The organism is Streptosporangium sp. NPDC004631 (assembly GCF_053601935.1).
In genome coordinates this window covers 11,942-34,351 of the sequence record NZ_JBSGCR010000021.1, presented here as the reverse complement: position 1 = coordinate 34,351, position 22,410 = coordinate 11,942, and the positions used below count along the sequence as shown (strand labels likewise).

Below are 22,410 nucleotides of genomic sequence, written 5' to 3'. Positions count from 1 at the left end.
GCGCGGAACCGTCAGGTCTGAGGATGTGGCAACGCCGCCTGAAGACAAGTCTCGGCGGTACAGCGCGCACAAGGAGGAGGATCAGCATGGCTAAAGCAGTCGGGATCGACCTCGGCACCACCAACTCGGTGATCGCCACGATGGAGGGCGACAAGCCCACCGTGATCCCCAACGCCGAGGGGGCGCGGACGACGCCGTCCGTGGTGGCCTTCACCGAGGACGGCGAGCGCCTGGTGGGACAGCTGGCCCGCCGCCAGGCGATCCTCAACCCCAAGGGCACGATCTACTCGGCGAAGCGCTTCATCGGACGCCGCTACGACGAGGTCACCAGCGAGATGAACGCCGTGTCGTTCGACGTGGTGTCCGGGCCGGACGGAGCCGTCCGCTTCAAGGTCCGCGGCAAGCTGTACGCGCCCGAGGAGATCGCCGCGCTGGTGTTGCGCAAGCTCGTCGACGACGCCTCCAAGTTCCTCGGCGAGAAGGTCACCGAGGCGGTCATCACCGTGCCCGCCTACTTCAACGACTCCCAGCGGCAGGCGACCAAGGACGCGGGGAAGATCGCGGGCCTTGAGGTGCTGAGGATCATCAACGAGCCGACCGCGGCCGCCCTCGCCTACGGCCTGGACCGCAAGGAGAACGAGACCGTCCTCGTCTTCGACCTGGGCGGCGGGACGTTCGACGTCAGCATCCTCACCATCGGTGACGGCGTCGTCGAGGTCCGCTCGACGGCGGGCGACACCCACCTGGGCGGTGACGACTTCGACCGGCGCGTCGTCGACTACCTCGCCGACGAGTTCCAGCGCGACACCGGCATCGACCTGCGCGCCGACCCCCAGGCCCTGCAGCGGCTCTTCGAGGCGGCTGAGAAGGCCAAGGTCGAGCTGTCCGCGGTCACCCAGACGCAGATCAACCTGCCCTTCGTCACCGCGGACGCCTCGGGGCCCAAGCACCTGAACACCACGCTGCGGCGGGCGACGTTCGAGGAGATCACCTCCGACCTCCTGCAGCGGTGCAAGGGCCCGGTCGAGCAGGCCATGGCCGACGCCAGGCTCACCGCCGACGACATCGACGAGGTGATCCTGGTGGGCGGCTCGACCAGGATGCCCGCCGTGCAGAGCCTGGTCCGCCGAATGACCGGCAAGGACCCGAACATGACGGTCAACCCCGACGAGGTCGTGGCGCTGGGCGCCGCGGTGCAGGCGGCCGTCATCAAGGGTGAGCTGAAGGACGTCGTCCTGCTGGACGTGACCCCCCTGTCACTGGGCATCGAGACGCTCGGCGGGATCATGACCAAGGTCATCGAGCGGAACACCACGATCCCGGCCCGCCGCGGCGAGGTGTTCAGCACCGCCGAGGACAACCAGGGGGCCGTCGACGTCGTGGTGCTGCAGGGCGAGCGCGAGCGCGCCGCCGACAACCGGGTCCTCGGCCGGTTCCGGCTGGAGAACATCAGGCCCGCGCCGCGCGGTGTGCCCCAGATCGACGTCACCTTCGACGTCGACGCCAACGGGATCCTCAACGTCTCCGCCAAGGACAAGGACACCGGCGCCGAGCAGCGCATCACCATCACCGAGAGCTCGACCCTCGACCAGAGCGAGGTCGAGCGGATGGTCGCCGACGCCGAGCGGCACCGGGAGGAGGACACGAGGCTGCGGCAGGTCGTCGACGCGCGCAACGAGCTCGACAGCGTCGCCTACCAGGTGGAACGCCGCCTGTCCGAGCTGGGCGACGCGGTTCCGGTCCATGAGAAGGCACGCGCCGAGATGCTTGTCTCCGACGCCAGGGAGGCGATCAAGCAGCCGGACGCGCCGATCGACCGGCTGCGGTCCCTCACCGGTGAGCTGCAGCAGGTCTACCAGAGCGTGGGCGCCGCCTCCTCGGGCGGACCGGGCGGACCGGGTGGACCGGCCAGCGGTGGCGGCGGCGGAGGCGCGGGCGGTGCCGGTGGCGGGCACGACGACGACGTCATCGACGCGGAGTTCACGACCGATGAGTAGGCGATCCGAGCGGGGGGAGGCCGCGGCCCGCCGGCAGACCGGAGGCGGCCAGACCGGTGACCGGGAGACCGACGCCTGGCAGCCGGGTACCCAGGAGGCCGGTGACCGGGAGGCCGCACCGGAGGAGACCGCGCCGGAGGCCGCCGGGCCGGAGGAGCGGATCGCCGGGCTCCAGGCCCAGGTCGCCGACCTGGAGGGCCGCTGGAAGCGGGCCCTGGCCGACCTCGACAACCTACGCAAACGGGTCAGCCGGGATGCCGGGCGGGTGCGTGCCGAGGAGCGGGCGAGGGCCGCCGCCGAGTGGCTGCCCGTGCTGGACAACCTGGATCGCGCCCTGGAGCACGCGGGCACCGACCCCGCCTCCATCGTGGAAGGGCTGCGGGCCGTTCACGACCAGGCACTGGACGTGCTCGCCAGGCTGGGCTTCCCGCGCCGTGACGACACCGGGACGACGTTCGACCCGGCCAGGCACGAGGCGGTGGGTGTGCTCACCCAGGAGGGCACCCCCGACGGAACGGTCATCCACGTGGTGCAGCCCGCCTACGGGGAGGGCGAACGGCAACTGCGGCCCGCGCTGGTCGTCGTCTCCAAGGCGGAATGATGCCGCCGGACCGGGACTTCTACGAGATCCTCGGGGTGCCCAGGGGGGCGAGCCAGGAGGACATCCAGCGCGCCTACCGCAAGCTCGCGCGGGCCAATCACCCCGACGTCAACAAGGACCCGGCCGCGGAGGACCGCTTCAAGGACATCTCGGAGGCGTACAGCGTCCTGTCCGACCCCAAGACCCGCCGCCGCTACGACGCGTTCGGCCCGGGCTTCCGTCAGGTTCCCGAGGACGTGGACCCGGAGGCCTGGGCGCGTGCCGGGGGCGGCCGGGCCACCGCGGGCGGCCGGCCCGGGGCGGGCGCGAGGGGCGGTTTCGGACCGGGCGCCGAGTTCGGTGAGGGCATCGACATCGACGACCTCCTGGAAGGGCTGTTCTCCGGCAGGGGAGGCCGGGCCGGACGGGGGGCGGGAAGGGGCTGGGGGCCGATTCCCGGCGCCGACCAGGAGGCGGAGATCGAACTTCCCCTGGAGGCGGCCTACCGGGGCGGACGCCACACGATCACCGTGGGCGGGCGCAGGGTCGACGTGGAGATCCCCGCCGGGGTGACGGACGGGCAGCGGATCCGGCTGGCCGGGCAGGGCGGGCGCGGTGGCGACGGGGCCCCCTCCGGGGACCTCTACCTGATCGTCAGGATCGCGCCGCACCCCCGCTACCGGGTCTCCGGGCGCGACATCCACGTCCGGCTCCCGATCGCCGCGTGGGAGGGGGCGCTCGGCGCGACCGTCACCGTCGACACGCCGGGCGGCGAGACCAAGGTCAAGGTGCCGCCGGGCACGTCCGGCGGGCGGCGGCTGCGGCTGCGCGGCCGGGGGATGCCGAACCCCCGGGGTAAGGCCGGCGACCTGTTCGCCGAAGTACGGATCATGGTTCCGCACCGGCTCACCGACGAGGAGCGGCGGCTGTTCGAGAAGCTCGCGGAGGTCTCGGCCTTCGACCCGAGGAGGCGGTGATGATCTACACCCTGGCCAGGCCGGCGCGCCTCGACCTTGAGTCGTTCGCCCGGACCACCGGAACGCATCCGGAGCTGGTCCGCCGCCTCGTCGCCCTCGGGGTGCTCGACGCGCAGCGCGACGCGGCCGGGCAGCTGTGGTTCCCCATGTCGCAACTGCCGGCCATGGCCAGAATCCAGCGTCTGCGCGCCGGATTCGCGCTCAACTACGCGGCTCTCGGCCTGGTGGTCGACCTGCTCGACCGCATCGCGGATCTGGAGACCACCCTGCGGGACCGTTCCCGAATCACCGGAGGATCGACGTGGACGTGAACCAGCTGACGCAGAAGTCGCAGGAGGCGCTGCACGACGCGCAGACCAGGGCCCTTCGCCTCGGGCACACCGACGTCGACGGTGAGCACCTGCTGCTGGCGCTGCTGGAACAGCCGGACGGCCTGATCCCGCGCCTGCTGTCGCGGGCCGCCGTCGACACCGACCGGCTCACCGAGGACCTGGAGGCCGAGCTGAGCCGCCGGCCCCGGGTCGGCGGGCCCGGTGTCGACCCCGGTCAGGTCCGGGTGACCCAGCGGCTGTCACGTCTGCTGGAGACGGCGAAGAGGGAGGCCGACCGGCTCAAGGACGAGTACGTCTCGGTCGAGCACCTGCTCGTCGCCCTGCTTGAGGAGGGCGACGAGACCTCCGCCGGACGGCTGCTGCACCAGCAGGGGCTGACCAGGGACGGCTTCCTGCAGGCGCTCACCGCCGTCCGGGGCAATCAGCGGGTCACCTCGGCGATGCCCGAGGTCGCCTACGAGGCGCTGGCCAAGTACGGGCGGGACCTGGTCGCCGACGCCACCGCGGGCCGGCTCGACCCGGTCGTCGGGCGCGACGGCGAGATCCGCCGCGTCGTCCAGATCCTGTCCCGGAAGACCAAGAACAACCCGGTCCTGGTCGGTGATCCCGGCGTCGGCAAGACCGCCATCGTGGAGGGTCTCGCCCAGCGGATCGGCAACGGCGACGTCCCCGAGGGTCTCAAGGACAAGACGATCTTCAGTCTCGACATGGGCGCGCTCGTGGCCGGGGCGAAGTACCGGGGCGAGTTCGAGGAACGCCTCAAGGCGGTGCTCGGCGAGGTTCTGGCCGCCGAGGGGCGGATCCTGCTCTTCGTCGACGAGCTGCACACGGTCGTGGGCGCGGGCGCGGCCGAGGGCGCCATGGACGCGGGCAACATGCTCAAGCCGATGCTGGCCCGCGGCGAGCTGCACATGATCGGGGCGACGACCCTGGACGAGTACCGCAAGCACATCGAGAAGGACGCCGCCCTGGAACGCCGGTTCCAGCCCGTGGTCGTCGACGAGCCCTCGGTGGAGGACGCCATCTCCATCCTGCGGGGCCTGCGCGAGCGGCTTGAGGTCTTCCACGGGGTGACGATCCAGGACGCCGCGCTGGTGGCCGCCGTGGTGCTGAGCCATCGCTACATCTCCGACCGCTTCCTGCCGGACAAGGCGATCGACCTGGTGGACGAGGCGTGCGCGATGCTCCGCACCGAGATCGACTCGATGCCCGCCGAGCTCGACGAGCTCACCCGCCGGGTGGTGCGGCTGGAGATCGAGGAGGCCGCGCTGGCCAAGGAGGAGGACCAGGCGAGCGCGGCCCGGCTGGAGGAGCTGCGCAAGGAACTCGTCGGCCTGCGTGCCGAGGCCGACGCGATGCGGGCGCAGTGGGAGGCCGAGCGGCGCGCCCTGCACAACGTCCAGGCCCTGCGGGAGGAGATGGAGCGTGTGCGCGCCGAGGCCGAGCGGGCCGAACGCGACTACGACCTCAACCGCGCCGCCGAGTTGCGGCACGGCAGGCTGCCCGAGCTCGAACGGCGGCTGCGGGGCGAGGAGGAGCGTCTGCGCAGCAAGCAGGGCGCCGGGCGGCTGCTGCGCGAGGTGGTGACCGAGGAGGAGATCGCGATGATCGTCTCCAGGTGGACGGGCATCCCGGTGAGCCGCCTGCAGGAGGGCGAGCGGGAGAAGCTCCTGCACCTGGACAAGGTGCTGCACGAACGGGTGGTCGGCCAGGACGAGGCGGTCCGGCTGGTCTCCGACGCCATCATCAGGGCGCGCTCCGGCATAAAGGACCCGCGCCGCCCGATCGGGTCGTTCATCTTCCTCGGGCCGACGGGCGTGGGCAAGACCGAGCTGGCCAAGGCGCTCGCGGAGGCGTTGTTCGACACCGAGGACAACATGGTCCGCATCGACATGAGCGAGTTCCAGGAACGCCACACGGTCAGCCGGCTCGTCGGCGCCCCACCCGGCTACGTCGGATACGACGAGGGCGGCCAGCTCACCGAGGCCGTACGGCGCAAGCCGTACTCGGTGGTGCTCTTCGACGAGGTGGAGAAGGCCCATCCCGACGTCTTCAACATGCTGCTGCAGGTCCTCGACGACGGGCGGCTCACCGACGCGCAGGGCCGGACCGTCGACTTCCGCAACACCATCCTCATCATGACCTCCAACATCGGCTCCATCTACCTGCTCGAAGGCGTCACGTCGAGCGGTGAGATCAAGCTCGACGCCCAGGAGCAGGTCATGGCCGATCTGCGCTCCCACTTCCGCCCCGAGTTCCTCAACCGCGTCGACGACATCGTGATCTTCAAGCCGCTCACGCAGCAGGAGATCGAGCGCATCGTGGAGCTGATGTTCGGCGACCTGCGGACCCGGCTGGGGGATCGGGGGATCCGGCTGGAGGTCTCGGCGGAGGCGCGCGCGTACATCGCCGAGCGCGGATTCGACCCGGTGTACGGCGCCCGCCCGCTGCGCCGGTTCATCGCCAGGGACGTCGAGACCCGGATCGGCCGGGCGCTGCTCGCCGGTGACGTGCGCGAGGGCGGCGTGATCCGGGTGGAGCTGGCCGGGGGCGAGCTCGCCGTCGCCTACGAATGACACCGTCACCTAACGAATGATGGGGAAACGAGCATGTCCACAAATATCGTGCGATGCACGAACTGCGGGAAGCGGAACAGGGTGCCCGCGGCGGCGGCGGGCGTCCCGCGCTGCGGCGACTGCCGCAGGCCGCTGCCGTGGATCGTCGAGGCCGGCGACGACGACTTCACCGACGTGGCCGAGGACTCGGCGGTCCCGGCGATCGTGGACTTCTGGGCCTCGTGGTGCGGGCCCTGCCGGATGGTCGGCCCGGCGCTCGACCGGATCGCCGGGGACCTCGCCGGTGCGGTGAAGCTCGTCAAGGTCGACGTGGACCGGGCGCCCAGACTCTCCGAGCGGTTCGCGATCCGGAACATCCCCTACCTGACGGTGCTGAGCGGCGGACGCGTCGTGGCCGAGCGGGCCGGGGCGGCTCCGGCCCCCGAACTGCGGGCCTGGGTGGACCGGGCGATCGAGACGGCGGGGCGGGAGAGTGGCTGAGGTGGACGCGTTCGCGGAGACGCCCGACCACCACGGGGCGTTCCCCCGGCTGGGCGACGCGCAGATCGGCAGGCTCGCCCTCCACGGGACCCGGCGCCCCACCCGCCCCGGTGACGTGCTGATCCACCAGGGCGACGAGTGCCGCGACTTCTTCGTCATCCTGGTGGGGAAGGTCGCCGTCATCGAGGGCGAACGGGTCACCCGGGTGCACGGACCCGGCCGCTTCCTCGGCGAGCCCGGGCTGCTCATCGGCCAGCGGGCGTTCGTCACCTCGGTCGTCTGCGAGGCCGGCGAGGTGCTCACGGTTCCCGCCGACGGCCTGCAGCGCGTCGTCGCCCACGACCCGGAGCTCGGGGACCTGATCCTGCGCGCCTTCGTGATCCGCCGCTCACCGCTGATCACCGGTGGCTCGGGCCTGAGAGTCATCGGCTCCCGTTACTCGCCCGGCAGCCGGCGGCTGCGCGAGTTCGCCGCCCGCAACCGGCTGCCGCACCGGTGGACCGACCTGGAGGAGGACGCGGAGGCCGAGGCGCTGGTCCGCGGCCTCGGCGTACCCCCGGAGGAGACACCGGTCGTGATCCTCGGCGGGACCCGGGTACTGCGCAACCCCGGCGACGCCGAACTGGCCCGCGCCGTCGGCCTGCCGGCGCCGTCGACCCCCGGCGACCTGTTCGACCTGATCGTGGTGGGGGCGGGACCCGCGGGCCTGGCCGCCGCGCTGTACGGCGCGTCGGAGGGGCTGCGCACCGTGGTGCTCGACGCGGTCGCGACCGGCGGACAGGCGGCCGCCTCCCCTCGCGTCGAGAACTACCTCGGCTTCCCCTCGGGCATCTCCGGCGGCGAACTCGCCGAGCGGGCCGCCGTCCAGGCGAAGAAGTTCGGCGTACACCTCGGCGTGCCCGCCGAGGCCACCTCGCTCCAGCGGCTCGACGGGCACTACTCCGTCGGGCTCGCCGGTGAGCCGTCGCTCCGGGGCCGCACGATCGTCATCGCCACCGGGGCGCGCTACCGCAGGCTCGACGTGCCACGCCTGGAGGACTTCGAGGGCGACGGCGTCCACTACGCCGCGACGCTCGCCGAGGCCGGCCTGTACGGCGGCGAGCCGGTCGTGGTCGTGGGCGGGGGGAACGCGGCGGGCCAGGCGGCGACCTTCCTGTCCGGGCACGCCGCGTCGGTGCGGCTGCTCGTCCGCGGCGACGACCTCACCGAGAGCATGTCGCGCTATCTCGTCGACCGGATCGAGCGGGACCCCGGGGTGGAGGTGATGCTCCACACCGAGGTGCGCGAACTCGTCGGCCACGACACCCTGGAGGCCGTCGCCGCCGTGGACACCCACACCGGGGAGCGGCGCCGCCTCGGCACGCGGGCCATGTTCGTCCTCATCGGCGCCCGGCCGTGCACGGCCTGGCTCGCCTCCGCCCTCACCCTCGACGACAGGGGGTTCGTGGTCACCGGCTTCGACGACGGCCTGCCGCTGGAGACCAGCCTGCCGGGTGTCTTCGCGGTGGGCGACGTCAGGAGCCGGTCGGTCAAACGGGTCGCCTCGGCGGTGGGGGAGGGGGCCATGGCGGTCCGGCTGGTGCACGAGCACTTCGCGCGCTGAGCCCGGCGGCCGTTCAGCGCTCCGGGCGGCCGTCCCGCTCCACGGTGAGCCGGGCCAGCTCGACCCGCGAGTGGATGCCCAGCTTGCGGAAGACCTGGCGCAGGTGGAAGGCGACGGTGTGCTCGCTGATGAACATCTGCTCGGCGGCCCGCCGGTTGGTCAGCCCCTGGGCGACGAGGTCGCAGACGGTGCGCTCGGTCCCGGTCAGGCCGGCCCATCCCGAGGGGGGATGGTCGGTCGTGACCCAGTGGCGGCGGCGCTCGCCGAGCACTCGCAGCCGGCCCCGCACCCGCGCCGCGTCCCGGACCGCCTCCACGGCCCCGTAGCAGGACAGCGCGCTGTCGAAGCTGTCGACGGCCAGGGCGCGGCAGCCGCCGTCGGCGCTGAGCAGCACGCCGAGGTCCTCGGCGGCCGAGGCCCTGGCCCACGGGTCGGTGTGCTCGGCCGCCGCGAGGCCCAGCGCCTCCCGGTCGCCGTCGCGCAGACCCCGCGCGTGGGTGGCGGCCACCGCGGGGTTGGGCAGGCCGGGGTTGCGCCGGGCGAGGTCCTCGGCCGCGTCCACCACGGCGTCCGCCCGGCACCGGTCGTCCACGGCCATGGCCACCCGCACCAGCCAGGCCGCGGCGGTCGGCTCGCTGGTCAGCGCCATGGTGTGCCGGGGCAGCGCGTCGTAGACCCGGCCCAGCGAGCTCATCCCGCCCGCCGCCCCGTCACGTGCCTCGCTGATCCGCCCGGCCGCCAGCTCCGACCGGAGCCGCGCGTACGGCGGCGTGTCCTCCGGCACCCGCGCCAGCTCGTTCTCCAGGCATCTGATCGCGCGGGGAAGGTCGCCCGCGCGCAGCGACGCGGTGCCCAGGACCGACAGGGCCGAGGAGGTGAGGATCGGGACGCCCAGGCCCCCGGCGGCGGTCAGCGCGGCCTCCGCCTGCTCGATCGCGCTGCCGGGCCGGCCCGCGGCGAGGTCCAGCCGGGCCCGGAGTACCGGGATCTCGGCGGCCCACGCGGGCTGTCCCGTCGTCTCCGCCGCGGCGCTCGCCGTCATCGCCTCCGCCTCGTCGAGCAGCCACAGATCGATGAGCATCGCCGCCAGTACGGCCCGCGGCTGCGGGTAGCCGCCGCCGTGTGGCAGCTCGACGGCCTCGCGGGCCAGCTCAAGACCGCGTGAGAGCCTGCCCTCGTCCCAGGCGAGCAGGGCCAGGATCACCAGCGTCTCGGCGCCGGCGCCGCCCACCGGCCGGTGCGACGACGGGGGCCGGGAGGGCGTGTCCCGCCCGATCTGGTGGCGCAGTGCCCGCCGTACCGGGGCGGGCACGGTCTCGACGACCGACCGCCACAGCAACTCGTGCCGGAAGGACAGCTCGTCGTCGCCGGCGACGAGCACCCCGGCGGCCAGCGCCTCCTCCAGGGCGGGCAGCAGCGCGCCCGGGGTCTCGCCGAGCATCTCGGCCGCGTACCCCGGCGAGAACGAGCGCCCCAGCACCGCCGTGGCCTCCAGCAGGTACCGGGTCCTGGTGCTCACCTCGTCGAGGCGGCGCCGGACGGCGGCGTGCACGCGCTCCGGCAGCGCCGTCCCGGTCAGCCGGGCGACGCCCGCCTCCACCCGTACGGCGCCCTCCTCGCGCAGCCCGGTGAGGAGTTCCAGGAGCAGGAAGGGGTTGCCGCCGGCCTGCGCGGCCAGGGCCGCCAGCTCCTCGCCGGGGGCGGCGCCCAGCGCGTCGGCGGCCACCTCGGCCACCGCCTCCTCGCCGAGCGGGCGCAGTGTGATCCGCGTGGCACCCTCCTGCGCCAGGAGGTCGAACAGCCGGGCGGCGTCGTCGTGGCCGGGAACGGTACGGCGGGCCAGCAGCCACGCCGGCGGGCGGCGGGCCAGCTGGGACGGCAGCGTCCGCAGGGCCATGAGCGTGGCCGGGTCCGCCCACTGCAGGTCGTCCAGGGCCACCAGCAGCGGTCCCCGCCTTCTCCGCCGCTCCAGCGTGGTCCGCACCTGCTCGGCCAGCCACATCAGCAGGGCGGGCCCGTCGGGGAAGGGGTGCCTGGTGACGGTCATCGCGGGCGGCGACTCCTGCAGGGCGGAGAGCAGCGGTCCCAGCGGCATCAGCCGTCCCAGCTCGTCGGCCCGCCCGGCCGCGACGGCGGTTCCCCGTGCGGCCGCGACGGTCGCCGCCTCGGCGAGCATGAGGCTCTTGCCTATCCCGGGTTCCCCCTCGACGAGCACCACGTTGTTCCCGCCGGTCCGAAGGACGGCCCCCAGCAGTTGGAGGACCGTCGCCCACTCATCTTCCCGGCCGCGCATCGTCTTGTCCCGGATCTGAGGTCATACGGGTGGCTTTGGCTTTCTGATCAGGTGATTTCTCGCATCACGCCCCATGGGGACAATACCCCTCGCGAAAACATGACCGCAGGTCAGGGCCTCTTTTCCGGCCTCTCGGGACCCCGGTTCCGGGTGGTCCCGGCATCCGGGCTCCGGGGTGGCGGCCGGCGTAGTAACCTGCCTGGTATCCGGGGCAGGTGTCGCCGATCTCGCCGCCCCCAATATTACCTATTGATCCTGTAGGGAATGAGGGTAAAATGGTGGTCTCGCCGTACGAAGGAGCCGCCATGAGCCCGGAGCCCGGGGCCGAGAGCCCGCTGCTCGCCTCCGTCGGGGCCGCGCGCTGGATCCGTTCGGCGGCCGTGGACGACGAGCGGGGACGGCACTGGCACGCCAACCCCGACCTGCGGGGCGGGGCCGCCCTGCCCGGCCGGCCGTTCTCGCTGTACTCGGGGGCGGCCGGTGTCGTCCTGTTCTTCCTCGAACTCGCCGTCGCCACCGGGGACGACGACTATCTCGGCGACGCCCACGCCGGAGCCCGCTACCTGGCCGCCACCTGGCGGGATCAGGCGGACCTCTCCCTCCACCACGGCCTGTCGGGAGCGATGTTCGCGCTCGCCGAGGCGGGGTGGGCCACCGGGGACGACTCCTTCGAGGTCGAGGCCGCGGCCATCGCCGATCACCTCGTGCGCGGCACCCGCCTGATCGACGGTGGTCTCGGCTGGACCGGCGACCCCGCCCAGCGCGGGGACGGAGGCATCATCCTCGCCCTCCTGTACGCCGCGGGCATCCTGGGCGTCCCCGCCTACCAGGAGGTCGCCGTCGAGGCGGGCTCGCGCGTCGCCGCGCTCGCCGTACCCGGTCACCACTTCGGCGACGGCGCCCGCGCCGACCTGCCGCCTGACGCCGTCACCCCCGGCTTCCTGTCCGGTACGGCGGGCACCGCCTTCCTGCTCGCCCGGCTGTACGGCGTGACCGGGCAGGTGCGCTTCCTGAGCGCCGCGAGGCGGGGCGCCGACTTCGTCCGCGCGGTCAGCACGGTGACCGACCGGTGCGCGCTGGTCCCGCACCACCTTCCCCAGGGACGCGACCTGCACTACCTCGGATTCTGCTCCGGCTCCGCCGGAGTGGCCCGGATGTTCTACGAACTGCACCGGGTGACCGGCGACGCGGGGGAGCTCGACTGGGTGGAGCGGCTGGCCAGGGGGATAGTCCGCAGCGGCGTCCCCGGCCGTCAGAGCAGCGGCTACTGGAACGTGGCCTGCCAGTGCTGCGGCACGGCCGGACTGCTGGAGCTGTTCGTCGGCCTCTGGGCGGCGACCGGCCGGCCGGCCCACCTGGAGTTCGCCCACGAGCTGGGCGAGAACCTGATCGGGAGGGCCACCCGGCACGACGGGCGGGGCTCGCGGTGGTATCAGGCGTATCGCCGGCTGCGGCCCTGGGAGGTCACCGCCGACACCGGTTACATGATCGGCGCCGCCGGGATCGGGGCCGCGCTGCTCCACCTGGACGCCGCCGCGCGCCCGGCGGAGGCGCGGCGGCTCATCCTGCCGCCCGACAACCCCTTCCCCGCCATCCCGCTGCCCACGGCGACGCTCCGGCGCTCCTGACCTGAGACGACCCGTTGACGGGGAGGGCGGCGGCGGGGCCGGTCACCCCCGGGCTCTGTGAATCTACTTTGTACAGGCGGGTAGCCTGGACAAATGGCCGAACCGTACCTGACACCGGAGAACATCGCCGAGCACGAGATCGAGATCAAACGGTCGCGGTTCCTCTGTGCCGTCGCCCCGGTCTCCTCGGAGGCGGCGGCCCGCGCGTTCGTCGCCGAGTGCAGGGGGATCTACTCCGACGCCGGCCACCACTGCTCGGCCTACGTGATCGGCGGGGACCGGCGGCTGCAGAAGGCCGACGACGACGGCGAGCCCGGCGGCACCGCGGGGACCCCGATGCTGGAGACGCTGCTGCGCCGGGGGTTCGGCGACACGGTGGCGGTGGTCACCCGCTACTTCGGCGGGGTGAAGCTGGGCGCGGGCGGCCTGGTCCGGGCATACGGGTCGGCGGTCGGCAAGACGCTGGACCTCGCGCCCCTGGTCGAGATGGTTCCGGCGAGGCTGATGACGGTGACGGTGGACCACGTCCAGGCGGGGCGGCTGGAGAACGATCTGCGTGTCTCGCCGTACGAGGTCAGGGAGGTCGCCTACGGGGACGAGGTCGGTTTCCGGGTCGCGGTGCGAGAGCCGGAGTCGGCGGCCTTCCCCGGCTGGATCGCCACGCTGACGGCGGGCCGGGCGGCGGTCGAGGCGGGGGAGACGGTCTACCTCAGAAAGGCCTGACCCTCCGCCTTCCTCCCCCATGGGTCACGATGGGGCGATGAACGATCCGTCCAGGCACGATGTGAACCAGCCGGTGGGAGAGACGCCCGATCCCCGGCTCGGCCGCGTACTGCGCGAGGGCGCCACCCCCGGACTGCTGAGCGCGCTCGCCGAGCGGCTGTCCCCGGCCGACCTGCAGACGCTGCTGCTGGCCGTCTACCGCCGCCGTGCCGCCGCCGTCACACCGGGTCTCCTGCTGCGGCAGTACGAGCGCAACCGCTTCACCACGCCTTCGGCGCTCGACCCGGGTGACCTGGCGCGCTTTGACGTCCTCGTCCATGAACGGCTGGCCCGGCACGGCTTCGCCGCGCTCGCGCTGTCACCGGTCTGCCCGCTGGGCACCAACTCGGCCGTGGCGACCGTGGATCAGAACAAGGTGCTGACCACTGTCCGCAACACCGAGGTCGTCGCCGACGCGACCAACGTCCTGGCCCTCGAATGCGCCGTCCGCCGCCGAGAACTGCTGCGAGCCGACGCCCGCTCGCGGCAGCGGGTCCGGCTCGGCGCCACGCATCGGGTCCTGCGCGCCCAGGCGTTCGCCGACCCGGATATGGCGTCGCACTTCAAGCTGCTGGCACTGTGCACCGCCGGCCGGGACGAGGGGTCGTTCGGGTTCGAGACGGCGGTCCTGGTCGAACAGATCAGCGCTCACCTCGACGTTCTCCGCAGTGCCCGCGAACTCGGTTACCACGCCTCGGCGGTGCGCGTCACCGTCACCGACCTGACCGGGGGACGACATCGCCCGGCCCTGCGCGAGCGCGTCCTGGACCCCCTGACCCGCGGGCATCCCGGCACCACGTTCGACCTCGACGACGAACGCACGGCCGGCCGCGGCTACTACGCCGGCGCCTGTTTCGAGATCCGCGCCACCACCCCCGCCGGGGACGACCTCAACCTGGCCGACGGCGGATTCACCTCCTGGAGCGCCGATCTCCTGAGCAACGCCAAGGAACGCCTGCTCATCAGCGGCCTCGGCGTCGAACGCCTCTGCGAACGGTTCCGTGAGCACGTTCGGCCGGAACCCGGGGGCCGTTCCCCGGACGGTTGAGACGCCTTCACCGGTAAGCCCGTGAGACGCCTTCCCCCGGGTTGTTCACCCGGCTCCATCGGCATCGCTCGGGGAGGACTCGGCAGGGGCCGTCACACTCCCGGGTCCCTCCCACCTCCGCCCGTTTCGATCTTGCTCTGGGAACCGTTTGTGAGAGACTGCACCGTCGATCTCATCTCACGGAGGGCGGATTGCAGGCTTGGAACGCAGGTTCGCCGTACGCGGGCAACTGGCCGGCGTCGTGCGTTCGGGCCTTGGTGGCGACCTCCGTATCGCCGACGTAACGCGGCTCCAAGGCGGCAGCAAGAAGGGCGTCTACCGTCTGTCCTTCGACAACGGATTCTCCGTGATCGCCTATATCTGGGACGCCACCGAGAACTACTGGCCGGCCCACCAGGCCGACGATCTGGAGGACCGCGCCGGCCCGTTCTCGCCGGCCTCCGGCCTCGACCTGTTCGAGGCGGCACACCGGCGTCTGGGGGCTCTGGAAATCCGCGCCCCACAGATCTACTGGACCGACGCCGGCAGGGAGCATTACCCCGCCGACGTGGCGCTGGTGGAAGACGTGGACGGCGGAACGCTGGAGACGTTGCTCCACCATGACTCGAAGAGCGCAAAATCGGTTCTGACGCACCTCGCCGAGGCACTCCAGACCATGCGGCGACAGAGAGGGGCGGCCCTCGGCAAAGTGGCCTTCGTCGACCACGGCGGCATCTCCGAAGGCCGCTCATGCGAACAGGTCGTCCTCGACCGCACCCTTGACGACCTCGCCGAAGCTGCATCGCGCGACACTCGACTGGCGGCCGCCCGCAACCGCCTGGAGGACATCGCACGCGAGTTGGCCGCCGCTGTGCGACCACGCTCGGAGTACGGACTCATCCACGGGGAACTCGGACCGGATCACGTGCTGGTCGACGGGCGCGGGCATCCGGTCCTCATCGACATCGAGGGTCTGATGTACTTCGACGTCGAATGGGAGCACGCCTTTCTCCGCATCCGCTTCGGCGAGCACTACCGCCACCTGCACACAACCGGCCTGGACGGGCAACGCCTGATCTTCTACACGCTGGCGATGCACCTGTCACTCGTCGCCGGCCCCCTACGACTCCTTGACGGCGACTTTCCCGACCGCGCCTTCATGCAGGACATCGCCGAGCACCACCTCCAGCGGGCGCTCGATCATCTTCAGCGGGGCGTTGGTAAGAACTCCGCGGCCAGGGGCCAGACCGTCGATCAGGCGCGGGCGGACTGAGACAGCCCCGCGCGGATCCGGGTCACGGGCAGCGTGTGCGTCGCTGGTTCATGACCCTTTGCAGATCAGGCGGGCATGCCGGCACGTTGCGTGAAGTCGCGAAGGTCCGGGAGAGCGCACCGTCGGCCGGCTCGCGTCAGGTCTTCGGCCATGCGATGGACGGGCGGTCGGTGCCGCACCCCCGCGTGCTGCGGCACTTCTGCGCCGACCGGCTCTACGGTCCGGGGACCGGGTCAGACGGGATGGGTCCGGTTGGACCGCGAGGGCGCGGGCCGGGCTGGGAGGGAGAATCGTGCGGTGAGGCCGCCGCCGGGATTGGCGGTCAGACGCAGGTCAGCGCCGTGGACGTCGGTGATCCTGGCGACCAGGGCCAGGCCCAGGCCGTGGCCGGTGCGGAGAGGGCCGCCGGTGGTGCGGCCTCGGCCGCGCAGGAACGGTTCGGTGAGGGTGTCGAGCTGAGCGGGGGCGATCAGCGGGCCGGTGTTGGAGACGGTGATCTGGGCGCGGGTGGGGTCGGCGGGGTCGACGCCGGTGGTCAGGGTCGCGGTTCCGCCGCGAGGGAGGTTGTGGCGCAGGGCGTTCTCCAGCAGGTTGGCTGTGACCTGGACGAGGAGGACGTCGTCGCCCAGCACCGGGGCGGGGGAGAGGTCGGCTGTCACGGTGATGCCGGTGGCGTCGGCTTCGGGGCGGGCGGTGGTGAGGGCGCGGGCGGCGCAGGTCGCGAGGTCGACCGGGGCCGGGGTGAGCGGTGTGCGGTCGATGGCCGACAGCTGGAGCAGGGAGTTGACGATCGCGATGCCGCGCTGGTTGGTATCCCGGAGCCGGGTGGTCAGCTGCTGGTAGTCCTGGTTGCCGGGGTCGGCGATCGCGACGTCCAGCATGGTGCGGGTGATCGCCAGGGGGGTGCGCAGCTCGTGTGAGGCGTTGGCGGCGAACCGCTGTTGTTCTTCGAATGATCGCTGGAGCCGGTCGAGCATGGTGTCGAAGATGTCGGCCAGCTCGGTGAACTCGTCCTTGCGGCCGGTCAGGCGGATGCGGTGGTCCAGGGATCCGGCCGCGGCGCGGCGGACGGCCCGGTTGATCTCCTGAAGCGGCCGCAGCACCCAGCCCGCGAGGATCCAGCCGCCGGTCAGTCCAATCACGGCCAGGAGCGCGAGTGCCAGCCCCGAGGCGTTCAGCAACGATGCCAGGATCTCCTGGCGGGAGGGGACGTTGGTGGCGTCGCGCGGGTTGGCGGCCGTCAGGGGGTAGTTCGGCACCACCCGCATGGCCACGTAGATGATCCCCAAGGTCACCGCGCCCGCCGCGACCAGGAACAGCGCGTAGCTCAGGGTGAGACGGACCCGTGCCGTCACGCCTCGTCCGCCTCGTCGAGCCGGTAGCCGACCCCGAGAACGGTGTGGATCACCTGTGGCTCGCCCAGTCTGGCGCGCAGGCCCGACACGGTGATGCGGATGGCGTTGGTGAAGGGGTTGGCGTTCTCATCCCATGCCTTCTCCAGCAGTTCCTCCGCGCTGACCACCCCGCCGCCGGCGGCCATGAGGATCTCCAGGACGGCGAACTGTTTGCGGGTGAGCGCGATATGCCGGCTCGACCGGTACACCTCGCGGCGGAACGGATCCAGGCGCAAGCCGGCTCGTTCGATGACCGGGGGTGTTCCGGCCGCGGGACGCCGGGCCAGGGATCGCAGCCGCACCACGAGCTCGGGGAAGTCGAACGGCTTGGTCAGGTAGTCGTCGGCGCCCAGCCCGAACCCTTCGACCTTGTCCGGCAGGCTGCCGGCGGCGGTCAGCATCAGGACCCGGCAGCCGATCTCCCGCTCCACGATCAGGCGGCACACGTCGTCCCCGTGCGTGCCTGGAATGTCGCGATCCAGGATGACCACGTCGTAGGCGTTCACCCCTAGGCGCTCCAGCGCCGCGTCGCCGTCAAGGGCGAGATCGGCCGCGATCGCCTCCAGCCGGAGCCCGGCCTGGATCGCCTCGGCCAGATACACCTCGTCCTCGACCACGAGCACCCGCACGCGCCCCCGCCTTTCACTGGACAAACACCGAACACGAGGCTAGGTCATCACCTGTATCGAAAGTGTATGCGAAATTCGATATGCTCCGATAACAGGTGATCCGATGAGCTTCCGGCATGACTATCCGTGCCGGCCTGCTCGTACCGGCAATCATGCTTTTCGGTCTGGCGCTCACCGCCTGCGGCGCGTTGATGCCGTCGGCGCTCACTCCGCCGGTCCGTCAGGGGCCGGTGTCCGGCGCCGAGAGCGGACGTATTCCCGCAGGCCGGGAGCTAAGCCCTTTCGCCGCCGGACACGCCGCGCTAGAGAATCTGGATCCTCGCCTGCTGCGCGCCGTGCAGAAGGCGGCGACCGCGGCCAAGGCCGACGGCATCACCATCCTCATCAGCTCGGCATGGCGCAGCGCGCATTATCAAAAGCAATTGTTCGGCGAAGCGCGGACCCGGTATGGAAGTGATGATAAAGCGGCGCAATACGTTCTTCCGCCCCATAAATCAGCTCACGTGAGAGGCGGAGCCGTCGACATCGCCCCCACCGACGCCGACGACTGGCTCAATCGCCACGGCTCCCGCTACGGCCTGTGCCAGATCTACGCCAACGAGATCTGGCACTTCGAACTCGCCACCCGTCCTGGCACCCCCTGCCCCCGGCAACTTCGGAACGCCACCGACGACCGCACACTCCCCGGATGACCGGATGACCCGGGTGGGCGGGGCAGGACCATCTCCTGCTCACCCGGGGCTGGAATAGAACAAGATCCATTGTCCGGGGCGTCACACCCCGGGGGAACGCCGGCCGTTTGCCGCAGGGGTACCCCCCCGGGTATGCTGGGGGCATGGAGATGAACGAGTCGATGGTCGGCGACGCGGTGACCCGCCTGCGCCGGGCCCATGGGCAGCTGGGCGGTGTGATCGCGATGATCGAGGCCGGCGAGGACTGCGCGAAGGTGCTCACCCAGCTCGCGGCCGTCTCCAAGGCGCTGGACCGGGCCGGTTTCAAGATCGTGGCCAGTGGGATGCGCCACTGTCAGGCCGCTCAGGCGCGCGGGGAGGAGGCGCCGATGGGCGTCGAGGAGCTGGAGAAGCTGTTCCTGTCCCTGGCGTAGGGCTCCGGCCCGGGCGTGCGGCCCGCTGTACGGCGGGCGGCGTGCCCGGGGTGCCGACGTAAAGGACCGAGGGCCGGAGTGGCCTCTCGACATGTGCTCAATATACCCCCCGGGGTATTTTTCGGGTTTCGCCGACCGCCGGAGAGGGGTGGCCGGGAACCGAGGGGCACACCCCCGTCTTTCCCATACCCCCCGGGGTATCAGATCAGTTTGGAGGGGCTCCCGATGGAGATCATCTCGTTCCGCACCCCCGGCCTGGGGGACCAGAGCCATCTGCTCACCCACGAGGGCCACGGTGTCCTCGTCGACCCTCAGCGCGACGTCGACCGCTTCACCGCCAAGGCCGCCGAGCTGGATGTGGAGCTACGATTCGTGCTGGAGACCCACCTGCACAACGACTACCTCTCCGGCGGAGAGCAGGTCGCGCTCCGGACGGGCGCGCAACTGGTGCTGCCCGCCGCCGCGGCGGCGGCCTATCCGCACACCCCGGCCTTTCACCTGGAGGACATCCCCGGTGAGCGAGGGCTGAGCATCCGCCCGATCCACACCCCGGGCCACACCCCCGAGCACACCAGCTACCTGGTGCTCCTGGACGGCGAGCCGGTCGCGGTGTTCTCCGGCGGCAGCCTGCTGGTCTCCTCGGCAGGCCGGCCGGACCTGCTGGGCCCGGAGCGCGCACGTACCCTGGCCAGACTGCAGCACGGCTCGCTGCACCGGCTGGCCGGCCTGCCCGGCGGGGTGAAACTGCTGCCCACCCACGGCGAGGGATCGTTCTGCACCTCCACCGGCGCCGGCCGGTACACCTCCACCATCGCCGAGGAGGCCGCGGGCAACCCGCTGCTGGCCATCGACGACGTCGAGACGTTCGCCGACGAACTGCTCGCCGCCCCCCTGCCGATCCCGGCGTTCTACCGGTACATGGGCCCGGCCAACACCCTGGGCGTGCCGCCGATGCCACCCCTGGCCGTGCCCGCGTTGACCGTCGAGGACCTGGCCGACCAGCCGGACGGCACCCGCGTGGTGGACATCCGCCCGCGCTCCCGACAGGCCGGCGGTCTGCTGAGGGGCTCGATCGGGATCGAGCTGGACATCGACTTCGGCAGCTGGGCCGGTTGGCTGCTGCCGTACCGGGCGCCCCTGGTACTGGTCGCCGACCCCGGCCAGGACGTCGCGGAGGCCGTCACCCAGCTCGCCCAGATCGGTGTCGACACCGTGCGCGGCGTCATCGTCGACCCCGGACCGGCCGCCGACCAGACCTTCGAACTGCTGGACCTGGCCGCCTTCGCCGCCCGTGCGGCCCGCCCCGGCGCCCAGCTGCTGGATGTGCGGACGCCCGGCGAGCACGCCGCCGCCGCGCTGCCCGGCGCGATCCACCGCTTCCTGCCCGACCTGGTCACCGACGGCATCCCCGCCGAGCTCGACGTGTCCCGGCCGGTCCTGGTCGCCTGCGGTTCCGGCCGCCGGGCGAGCATCGCCGCCGGCCTGCTGCTGGCAGTCGGCCACCGGCCGGTCGTGCTGAACGACGCCGGCGTCGCCGACCTGCTTCAGCTCCCGGCCGCGCTCTGACCGCTCCGGCATCCGGCCGCGCCCTGATCGCCGCCCAACCTGACCGTTTCCATTTGATTTTTCCGATGAAGAAGAGGACTCCTGCCATCATGACCGCAGAGACCGGCGTCAACGTGTCCACCGCCCGCGCCCTGATCGCGGACAACCCCGGCGTGCTCGTCGTCGACGTGCGCACTCCCGGCGAGTTCGCCTCCGCCCACATCCCCGACGCCGTCAACCTGCCCCTGGACCAGGTGAACGCGCACCTGCGGCGCGTCGTCGCCGATGCCGGCGGCACGATGCTGCTGATCTGTCAGTCCGGCGGCCGAGCCTTCCAGGCGCATGCCGCGCTGACCCGCGCGGGCCTGACCGGCGTGGTCGTGCTGGAGGGCGGGATGAACGCCTGGACCGGTGCCGGTGCCCCCACCACCTCGTCGGCCGCCGGTCGCCCGCGCTGGGGGCTGGAGCGTCAGGTCCGGCTGGTGGCCGGTGGCCTCGTCGCCACCTCGGTCCTGGCCGGCGTCTGGTGGCCTCCGGCTCGATTCGTCGCCGGATTCGTCGGCGCCGGTCTGACGTTCTCCGCCCTCACCAACACCTGCGCGATGGGCATGGCGCTGGCCAGGCTGCCCTACAACCGCGGTGAACGGTTCGACATCGACGCCGCCGTCGCCCGGCTGCGCGGCGGTCCGGCCCGGGCGTGAGCCTCCCCGGGATGATCACCGCGCCGGCGACCGCGCCTCCAGGAGAGTGCCCCGGGACCGCGCCCGCCGGGGTCCTGGGCCGGGATTTCCCGAGCCGGCCCCTCGCGGAGGTCAGCCCTCCAGGGCGTAGCGCATCACGCGCAGTTTGGCCTGAGCCTCGGCGAGCTCGGCGGAGGGGACGGAGTCGCCCATGATGCCGCAGCCGGCGAACAGCCGGGCCCGGGAACCCTCGATCTGGGCGCAGCGCAGCGCGATGCCCCACTCGCCGTCGCCCCTGGCGTCCACCCAGCCGACGGGACCGGCGTACCCGGCCCGATCCATACCCTCCAGCTCACGGATGACCTCCAGTGCCGTCTCCGTGGGTGTGCCGCCGACGGCGGCCGTCGGATGCATGGCCGCCACCACGTCCAGGACCGAGGTCCCGGCGGCCAGCCGCCCGGTCACCGGGCTGGCCAGATGCTGGACGTTCGGCAGCAGCAGCAACTCGGGGCTCTCGGGCACCTTCAGCTCCGAGCAGAGCGGGGTCAGCGCCTGACGCACCGACTCCACCGCGCAGGTGTGCTCGTAGCGGTCCTTCTCCGACGCGAACAGGGCCGTACCGCGCGTCATGTCGTCGGCCCGGTCCCGGCCCCGCGAGGCCGTACCGGCCAGCACCAGGGACTCGATCGTCTCGCCGGTGCGCCTGACCAGCAACTCGGGGGTGGCGCCCACCAGGCCGGCACAGGAGAAGGTGTAGCAGTCGGGGTAGCGGTCGGCCAGGCGCGCCAGCAGCACGCGAACGTCGATCGGCCGCTCGGCGACGGCGACCAGGTCGCGGGCGAGCACGGTCTTCTCCAGCCGCCCCGACCTGATCTGCCGCACGGCCAGCGCCACGGCGTGCTCCCACTCCGGGGCGGTCAGGCTGCCGTCGCCGTACCGGATCCCGCCCGGGGTGCGGGGCGGGGCGACCAGGTCGAGTCGCTCCTCGCCGACGGTGGTCAGCCAGGCTCGGCCGTCGCGGCGGGCCAGGACGACCCGGGGCACGACGAGGACCGAGCCGTAGGCCTCCGGGTCGAAGGTGAAGGAGCCGAAGGCGACGGGGCCCGAGCCGGGAGCGCCGACGTCGTCGTCGACATGGGCGTCGCCGAAGATGGCCGACAGCCAGGTGCGGGCCCAGTCGAACCGCCCGGTGCCCGGGGGCACCGCCACCCGCGCGGCCTCTCCCCAGCCCACCAGACCCTCACCGTGCCTGATCCAGGCGTAGGAGGCGGTCTCGGGAAGCCGCGCGAGCAGGTCGCGGGGGTCGTCGACAAGGGTGGTTCTCACCACGAGGGGACGGGTCAGTCCGAGCGCGACACTCACCCGGAACACTCTATGCCGCGAACCGGACGCGTCCGGAAGCCGGTCCCCGATCAGCACGGCCGCCACGCTCTGTCAAGAAAACCAAGGCACTCGGTCAATGGAGGGCACCTCGCTGTCCTGCGGTGATACATCCGAAGCTGACGTGATCTCTCAGTTCGGAGGTGCCA

Annotated in this window: 19 protein-coding genes; 15 read left to right on the top strand and 4 right to left on the bottom strand. The window is 72.1% G+C overall.

The window, feature by feature from the left end:
* Positions 1-86: 86 nt before the first annotated feature.
* Genes dnaK through ACWEF2_RS20910 form a run of 7 tightly spaced genes read left to right on the top strand, consistent with a single transcriptional unit; the run spans position 87 to position 8,545 of the window.
* A complete protein-coding gene (gene dnaK, locus ACWEF2_RS20940; protein WP_453817534.1) occupies positions 87-1,997 on the top strand; it encodes a molecular chaperone DnaK in 1,911 nt (636 codons plus the stop codon).
* Complete coding sequence (locus tag ACWEF2_RS20935; protein WP_453817532.1) at positions 1,990-2,598, top strand: nucleotide exchange factor GrpE; 609 nt, start codon at positions 1,990-1,992, stop codon at positions 2,596-2,598. Before dnaK ends, ACWEF2_RS20935 begins: the two co-directional genes overlap by 8 nt.
* Positions 2,598-3,554, top strand: a complete 957-nt coding sequence (locus ACWEF2_RS20930) for a DnaJ C-terminal domain-containing protein (protein ID WP_453817530.1) — start codon at positions 2,598-2,600, stop codon at positions 3,552-3,554. Before ACWEF2_RS20935 ends, ACWEF2_RS20930 begins: the two co-directional genes overlap by 1 nt.
* A complete protein-coding gene (locus ACWEF2_RS20925) occupies positions 3,554-3,865 on the top strand; it encodes a chaperone modulator CbpM (RefSeq protein WP_453817528.1) in 312 nt (103 codons plus the stop codon). Before ACWEF2_RS20930 ends, ACWEF2_RS20925 begins: the two co-directional genes overlap by 1 nt.
* Positions 3,856-6,462, top strand: a complete 2,607-nt coding sequence (gene clpB, locus ACWEF2_RS20920) for an ATP-dependent chaperone ClpB (protein ID WP_453817526.1) — start codon at positions 3,856-3,858, stop codon at positions 6,460-6,462. Before ACWEF2_RS20925 ends, clpB begins: the two co-directional genes overlap by 10 nt.
* Before the next feature lie 33 nt (positions 6,463-6,495).
* On the top strand, positions 6,496-6,942 hold the full coding sequence (locus tag ACWEF2_RS20915) for a thioredoxin domain-containing protein (RefSeq protein WP_453817524.1): 447 nt from the start codon (positions 6,496-6,498) through the stop codon (positions 6,940-6,942).
* Positions 6,935-8,545 carry an FAD-dependent oxidoreductase gene (locus ACWEF2_RS20910; protein ID WP_453817522.1) on the top strand — a complete coding sequence of 537 codons (1,611 nt, stop codon included), beginning with the start codon at positions 6,935-6,937 and terminating at the stop codon, positions 8,543-8,545. Before ACWEF2_RS20915 ends, ACWEF2_RS20910 begins: the two co-directional genes overlap by 8 nt.
* 13 nt (positions 8,546-8,558) lie before the next feature.
* Here ACWEF2_RS20910 and ACWEF2_RS20905 read toward each other — a convergent pair whose 3' ends face one another.
* Positions 8,559-10,838, bottom strand: a complete 2,280-nt coding sequence (locus ACWEF2_RS20905; RefSeq protein ID WP_453817520.1) for an AAA family ATPase — start codon at positions 10,836-10,838, stop codon at positions 8,559-8,561.
* A 305-nt stretch (positions 10,839-11,143) separates the two neighbouring features.
* On the opposite strand from ACWEF2_RS20905, the gene ACWEF2_RS20900 reads away from it, so the two are divergent.
* From ACWEF2_RS20900 to ACWEF2_RS20885, 4 genes are all read left to right on the top strand, one after another.
* A complete protein-coding gene (locus tag ACWEF2_RS20900) occupies positions 11,144-12,466 on the top strand; it encodes a lanthionine synthetase LanC family protein (RefSeq protein ID WP_453817518.1) in 1,323 nt (440 codons plus the stop codon).
* A gap of 93 nt (positions 12,467-12,559) precedes the next feature.
* On the top strand, positions 12,560-13,189 hold the full coding sequence (locus tag ACWEF2_RS20895) for a YigZ family protein (protein WP_453817516.1): 630 nt from the start codon (positions 12,560-12,562) through the stop codon (positions 13,187-13,189).
* 37 nt (positions 13,190-13,226) lie between these two features.
* Positions 13,227-14,276 carry a hypothetical protein gene (locus ACWEF2_RS20890; protein ID WP_453817514.1) on the top strand — a complete coding sequence of 350 codons (1,050 nt, stop codon included), beginning with the start codon at positions 13,227-13,229 and terminating at the stop codon, positions 14,274-14,276.
* Positions 14,277-14,475: 199 nt separating this feature from the next.
* A complete protein-coding gene (locus tag ACWEF2_RS20885; RefSeq protein WP_453817512.1) occupies positions 14,476-15,528 on the top strand; it encodes a phosphotransferase family protein in 1,053 nt (350 codons plus the stop codon).
* Positions 15,529-15,761: 233 nt separating this feature from the next.
* Here ACWEF2_RS20885 and ACWEF2_RS20880 read toward each other — a convergent pair whose 3' ends face one another.
* Together ACWEF2_RS20880 and ACWEF2_RS20875 are read right to left on the bottom strand one after the other, a co-directional pair.
* Complete coding sequence (locus ACWEF2_RS20880) at positions 15,762-16,883, bottom strand: sensor histidine kinase (protein ID WP_453817510.1); 1,122 nt, start codon at positions 16,881-16,883, stop codon at positions 15,762-15,764.
* A complete protein-coding gene (locus tag ACWEF2_RS20875; RefSeq protein WP_453817509.1) occupies positions 16,880-17,551 on the bottom strand; it encodes a response regulator transcription factor in 672 nt (223 codons plus the stop codon). Before ACWEF2_RS20875 ends, ACWEF2_RS20880 begins: the two co-directional genes overlap by 4 nt.
* Positions 17,552-17,667: 116 nt before the next feature.
* Between ACWEF2_RS20875 and ACWEF2_RS20870 the strand changes: the two genes are divergently transcribed.
* The 4 genes from ACWEF2_RS20870 (at position 17,668) to ACWEF2_RS20855 (ending at position 20,902) form a co-directional block, all read left to right on the top strand.
* Positions 17,668-18,243, top strand: a complete 576-nt coding sequence (locus tag ACWEF2_RS20870; RefSeq protein WP_453817507.1) for a M15 family metallopeptidase — start codon at positions 17,668-17,670, stop codon at positions 18,241-18,243.
* 143 nt (positions 18,244-18,386) lie between these two features.
* On the top strand, positions 18,387-18,656 hold the full coding sequence (locus ACWEF2_RS20865) for a metal-sensitive transcriptional regulator (RefSeq protein WP_355594397.1): 270 nt from the start codon (positions 18,387-18,389) through the stop codon (positions 18,654-18,656).
* Positions 18,657-18,881: 225 nt separating this feature from the next.
* Complete coding sequence (locus ACWEF2_RS20860; protein WP_453817504.1) at positions 18,882-20,222, top strand: rhodanese-like domain-containing protein; 1,341 nt, start codon at positions 18,882-18,884, stop codon at positions 20,220-20,222.
* 89 nt (positions 20,223-20,311) lie between these two features.
* Positions 20,312-20,902 (top strand): rhodanese-like domain-containing protein, encoded by a 591-nt coding sequence (locus tag ACWEF2_RS20855; RefSeq protein WP_453817502.1) that lies wholly within the window; start codon positions 20,312-20,314, stop codon positions 20,900-20,902.
* 111 nt (positions 20,903-21,013) lie between these two features.
* Here ACWEF2_RS20855 and ACWEF2_RS20850 read toward each other — a convergent pair whose 3' ends face one another.
* Positions 21,014-22,243: an isochorismate synthase gene (locus ACWEF2_RS20850; RefSeq protein ID WP_453817500.1), complete on the bottom strand. Its 1,230-nt coding sequence runs from the start codon at positions 22,241-22,243 to the stop codon at positions 21,014-21,016.
* Positions 22,244-22,410: the final 167 nt, after the last annotated feature.

Bases quoted from the DNA above. Each gene is read 5' to 3' on its own strand.
- ACWEF2_RS20860 (WP_453817504.1), top strand. From the start codon at position 18,882: ATGGAGATCATCTCGTTCCGCACCCCCGGCCTGGGGGACCAGAGCCAT.
- ACWEF2_RS20935 (WP_453817532.1), top strand. From the start codon at position 1,990: ATGAGTAGGCGATCCGAGCGGGGGGAGGCCGCGGCCCGCCGGCAGACC.
- ACWEF2_RS20855 (WP_453817502.1), top strand. From the start codon at position 20,312: ATGACCGCAGAGACCGGCGTCAACGTGTCCACCGCCCGCGCCCTGATC.
- ACWEF2_RS20905 (WP_453817520.1), bottom strand. From the start codon at position 10,838: ATGCGCGGCCGGGAAGATGAGTGGGCGACGGTCCTCCAACTGCTGGGG.
- ACWEF2_RS20925 (WP_453817528.1), top strand. From the start codon at position 3,554: ATGATCTACACCCTGGCCAGGCCGGCGCGCCTCGACCTTGAGTCGTTC.
- ACWEF2_RS20895 (WP_453817516.1), top strand. From the start codon at position 12,560: ATGGCCGAACCGTACCTGACACCGGAGAACATCGCCGAGCACGAGATC.
- ACWEF2_RS20915 (WP_453817524.1), top strand. From the start codon at position 6,496: ATGTCCACAAATATCGTGCGATGCACGAACTGCGGGAAGCGGAACAGG.
- ACWEF2_RS20870 (WP_453817507.1), top strand. From the start codon at position 17,668: ATGACTATCCGTGCCGGCCTGCTCGTACCGGCAATCATGCTTTTCGGT.
- ACWEF2_RS20900 (WP_453817518.1), top strand. From the start codon at position 11,144: ATGAGCCCGGAGCCCGGGGCCGAGAGCCCGCTGCTCGCCTCCGTCGGG.
- dnaK (WP_453817534.1), top strand. From the start codon at position 87: ATGGCTAAAGCAGTCGGGATCGACCTCGGCACCACCAACTCGGTGATC.
- ACWEF2_RS20890 (WP_453817514.1), top strand. From the start codon at position 13,227: ATGAACGATCCGTCCAGGCACGATGTGAACCAGCCGGTGGGAGAGACG.
- ACWEF2_RS20865 (WP_355594397.1), top strand. From the start codon at position 18,387: ATGGAGATGAACGAGTCGATGGTCGGCGACGCGGTGACCCGCCTGCGC.
- ACWEF2_RS20930 (WP_453817530.1), top strand. From the start codon at position 2,598: ATGCCGCCGGACCGGGACTTCTACGAGATCCTCGGGGTGCCCAGGGGG.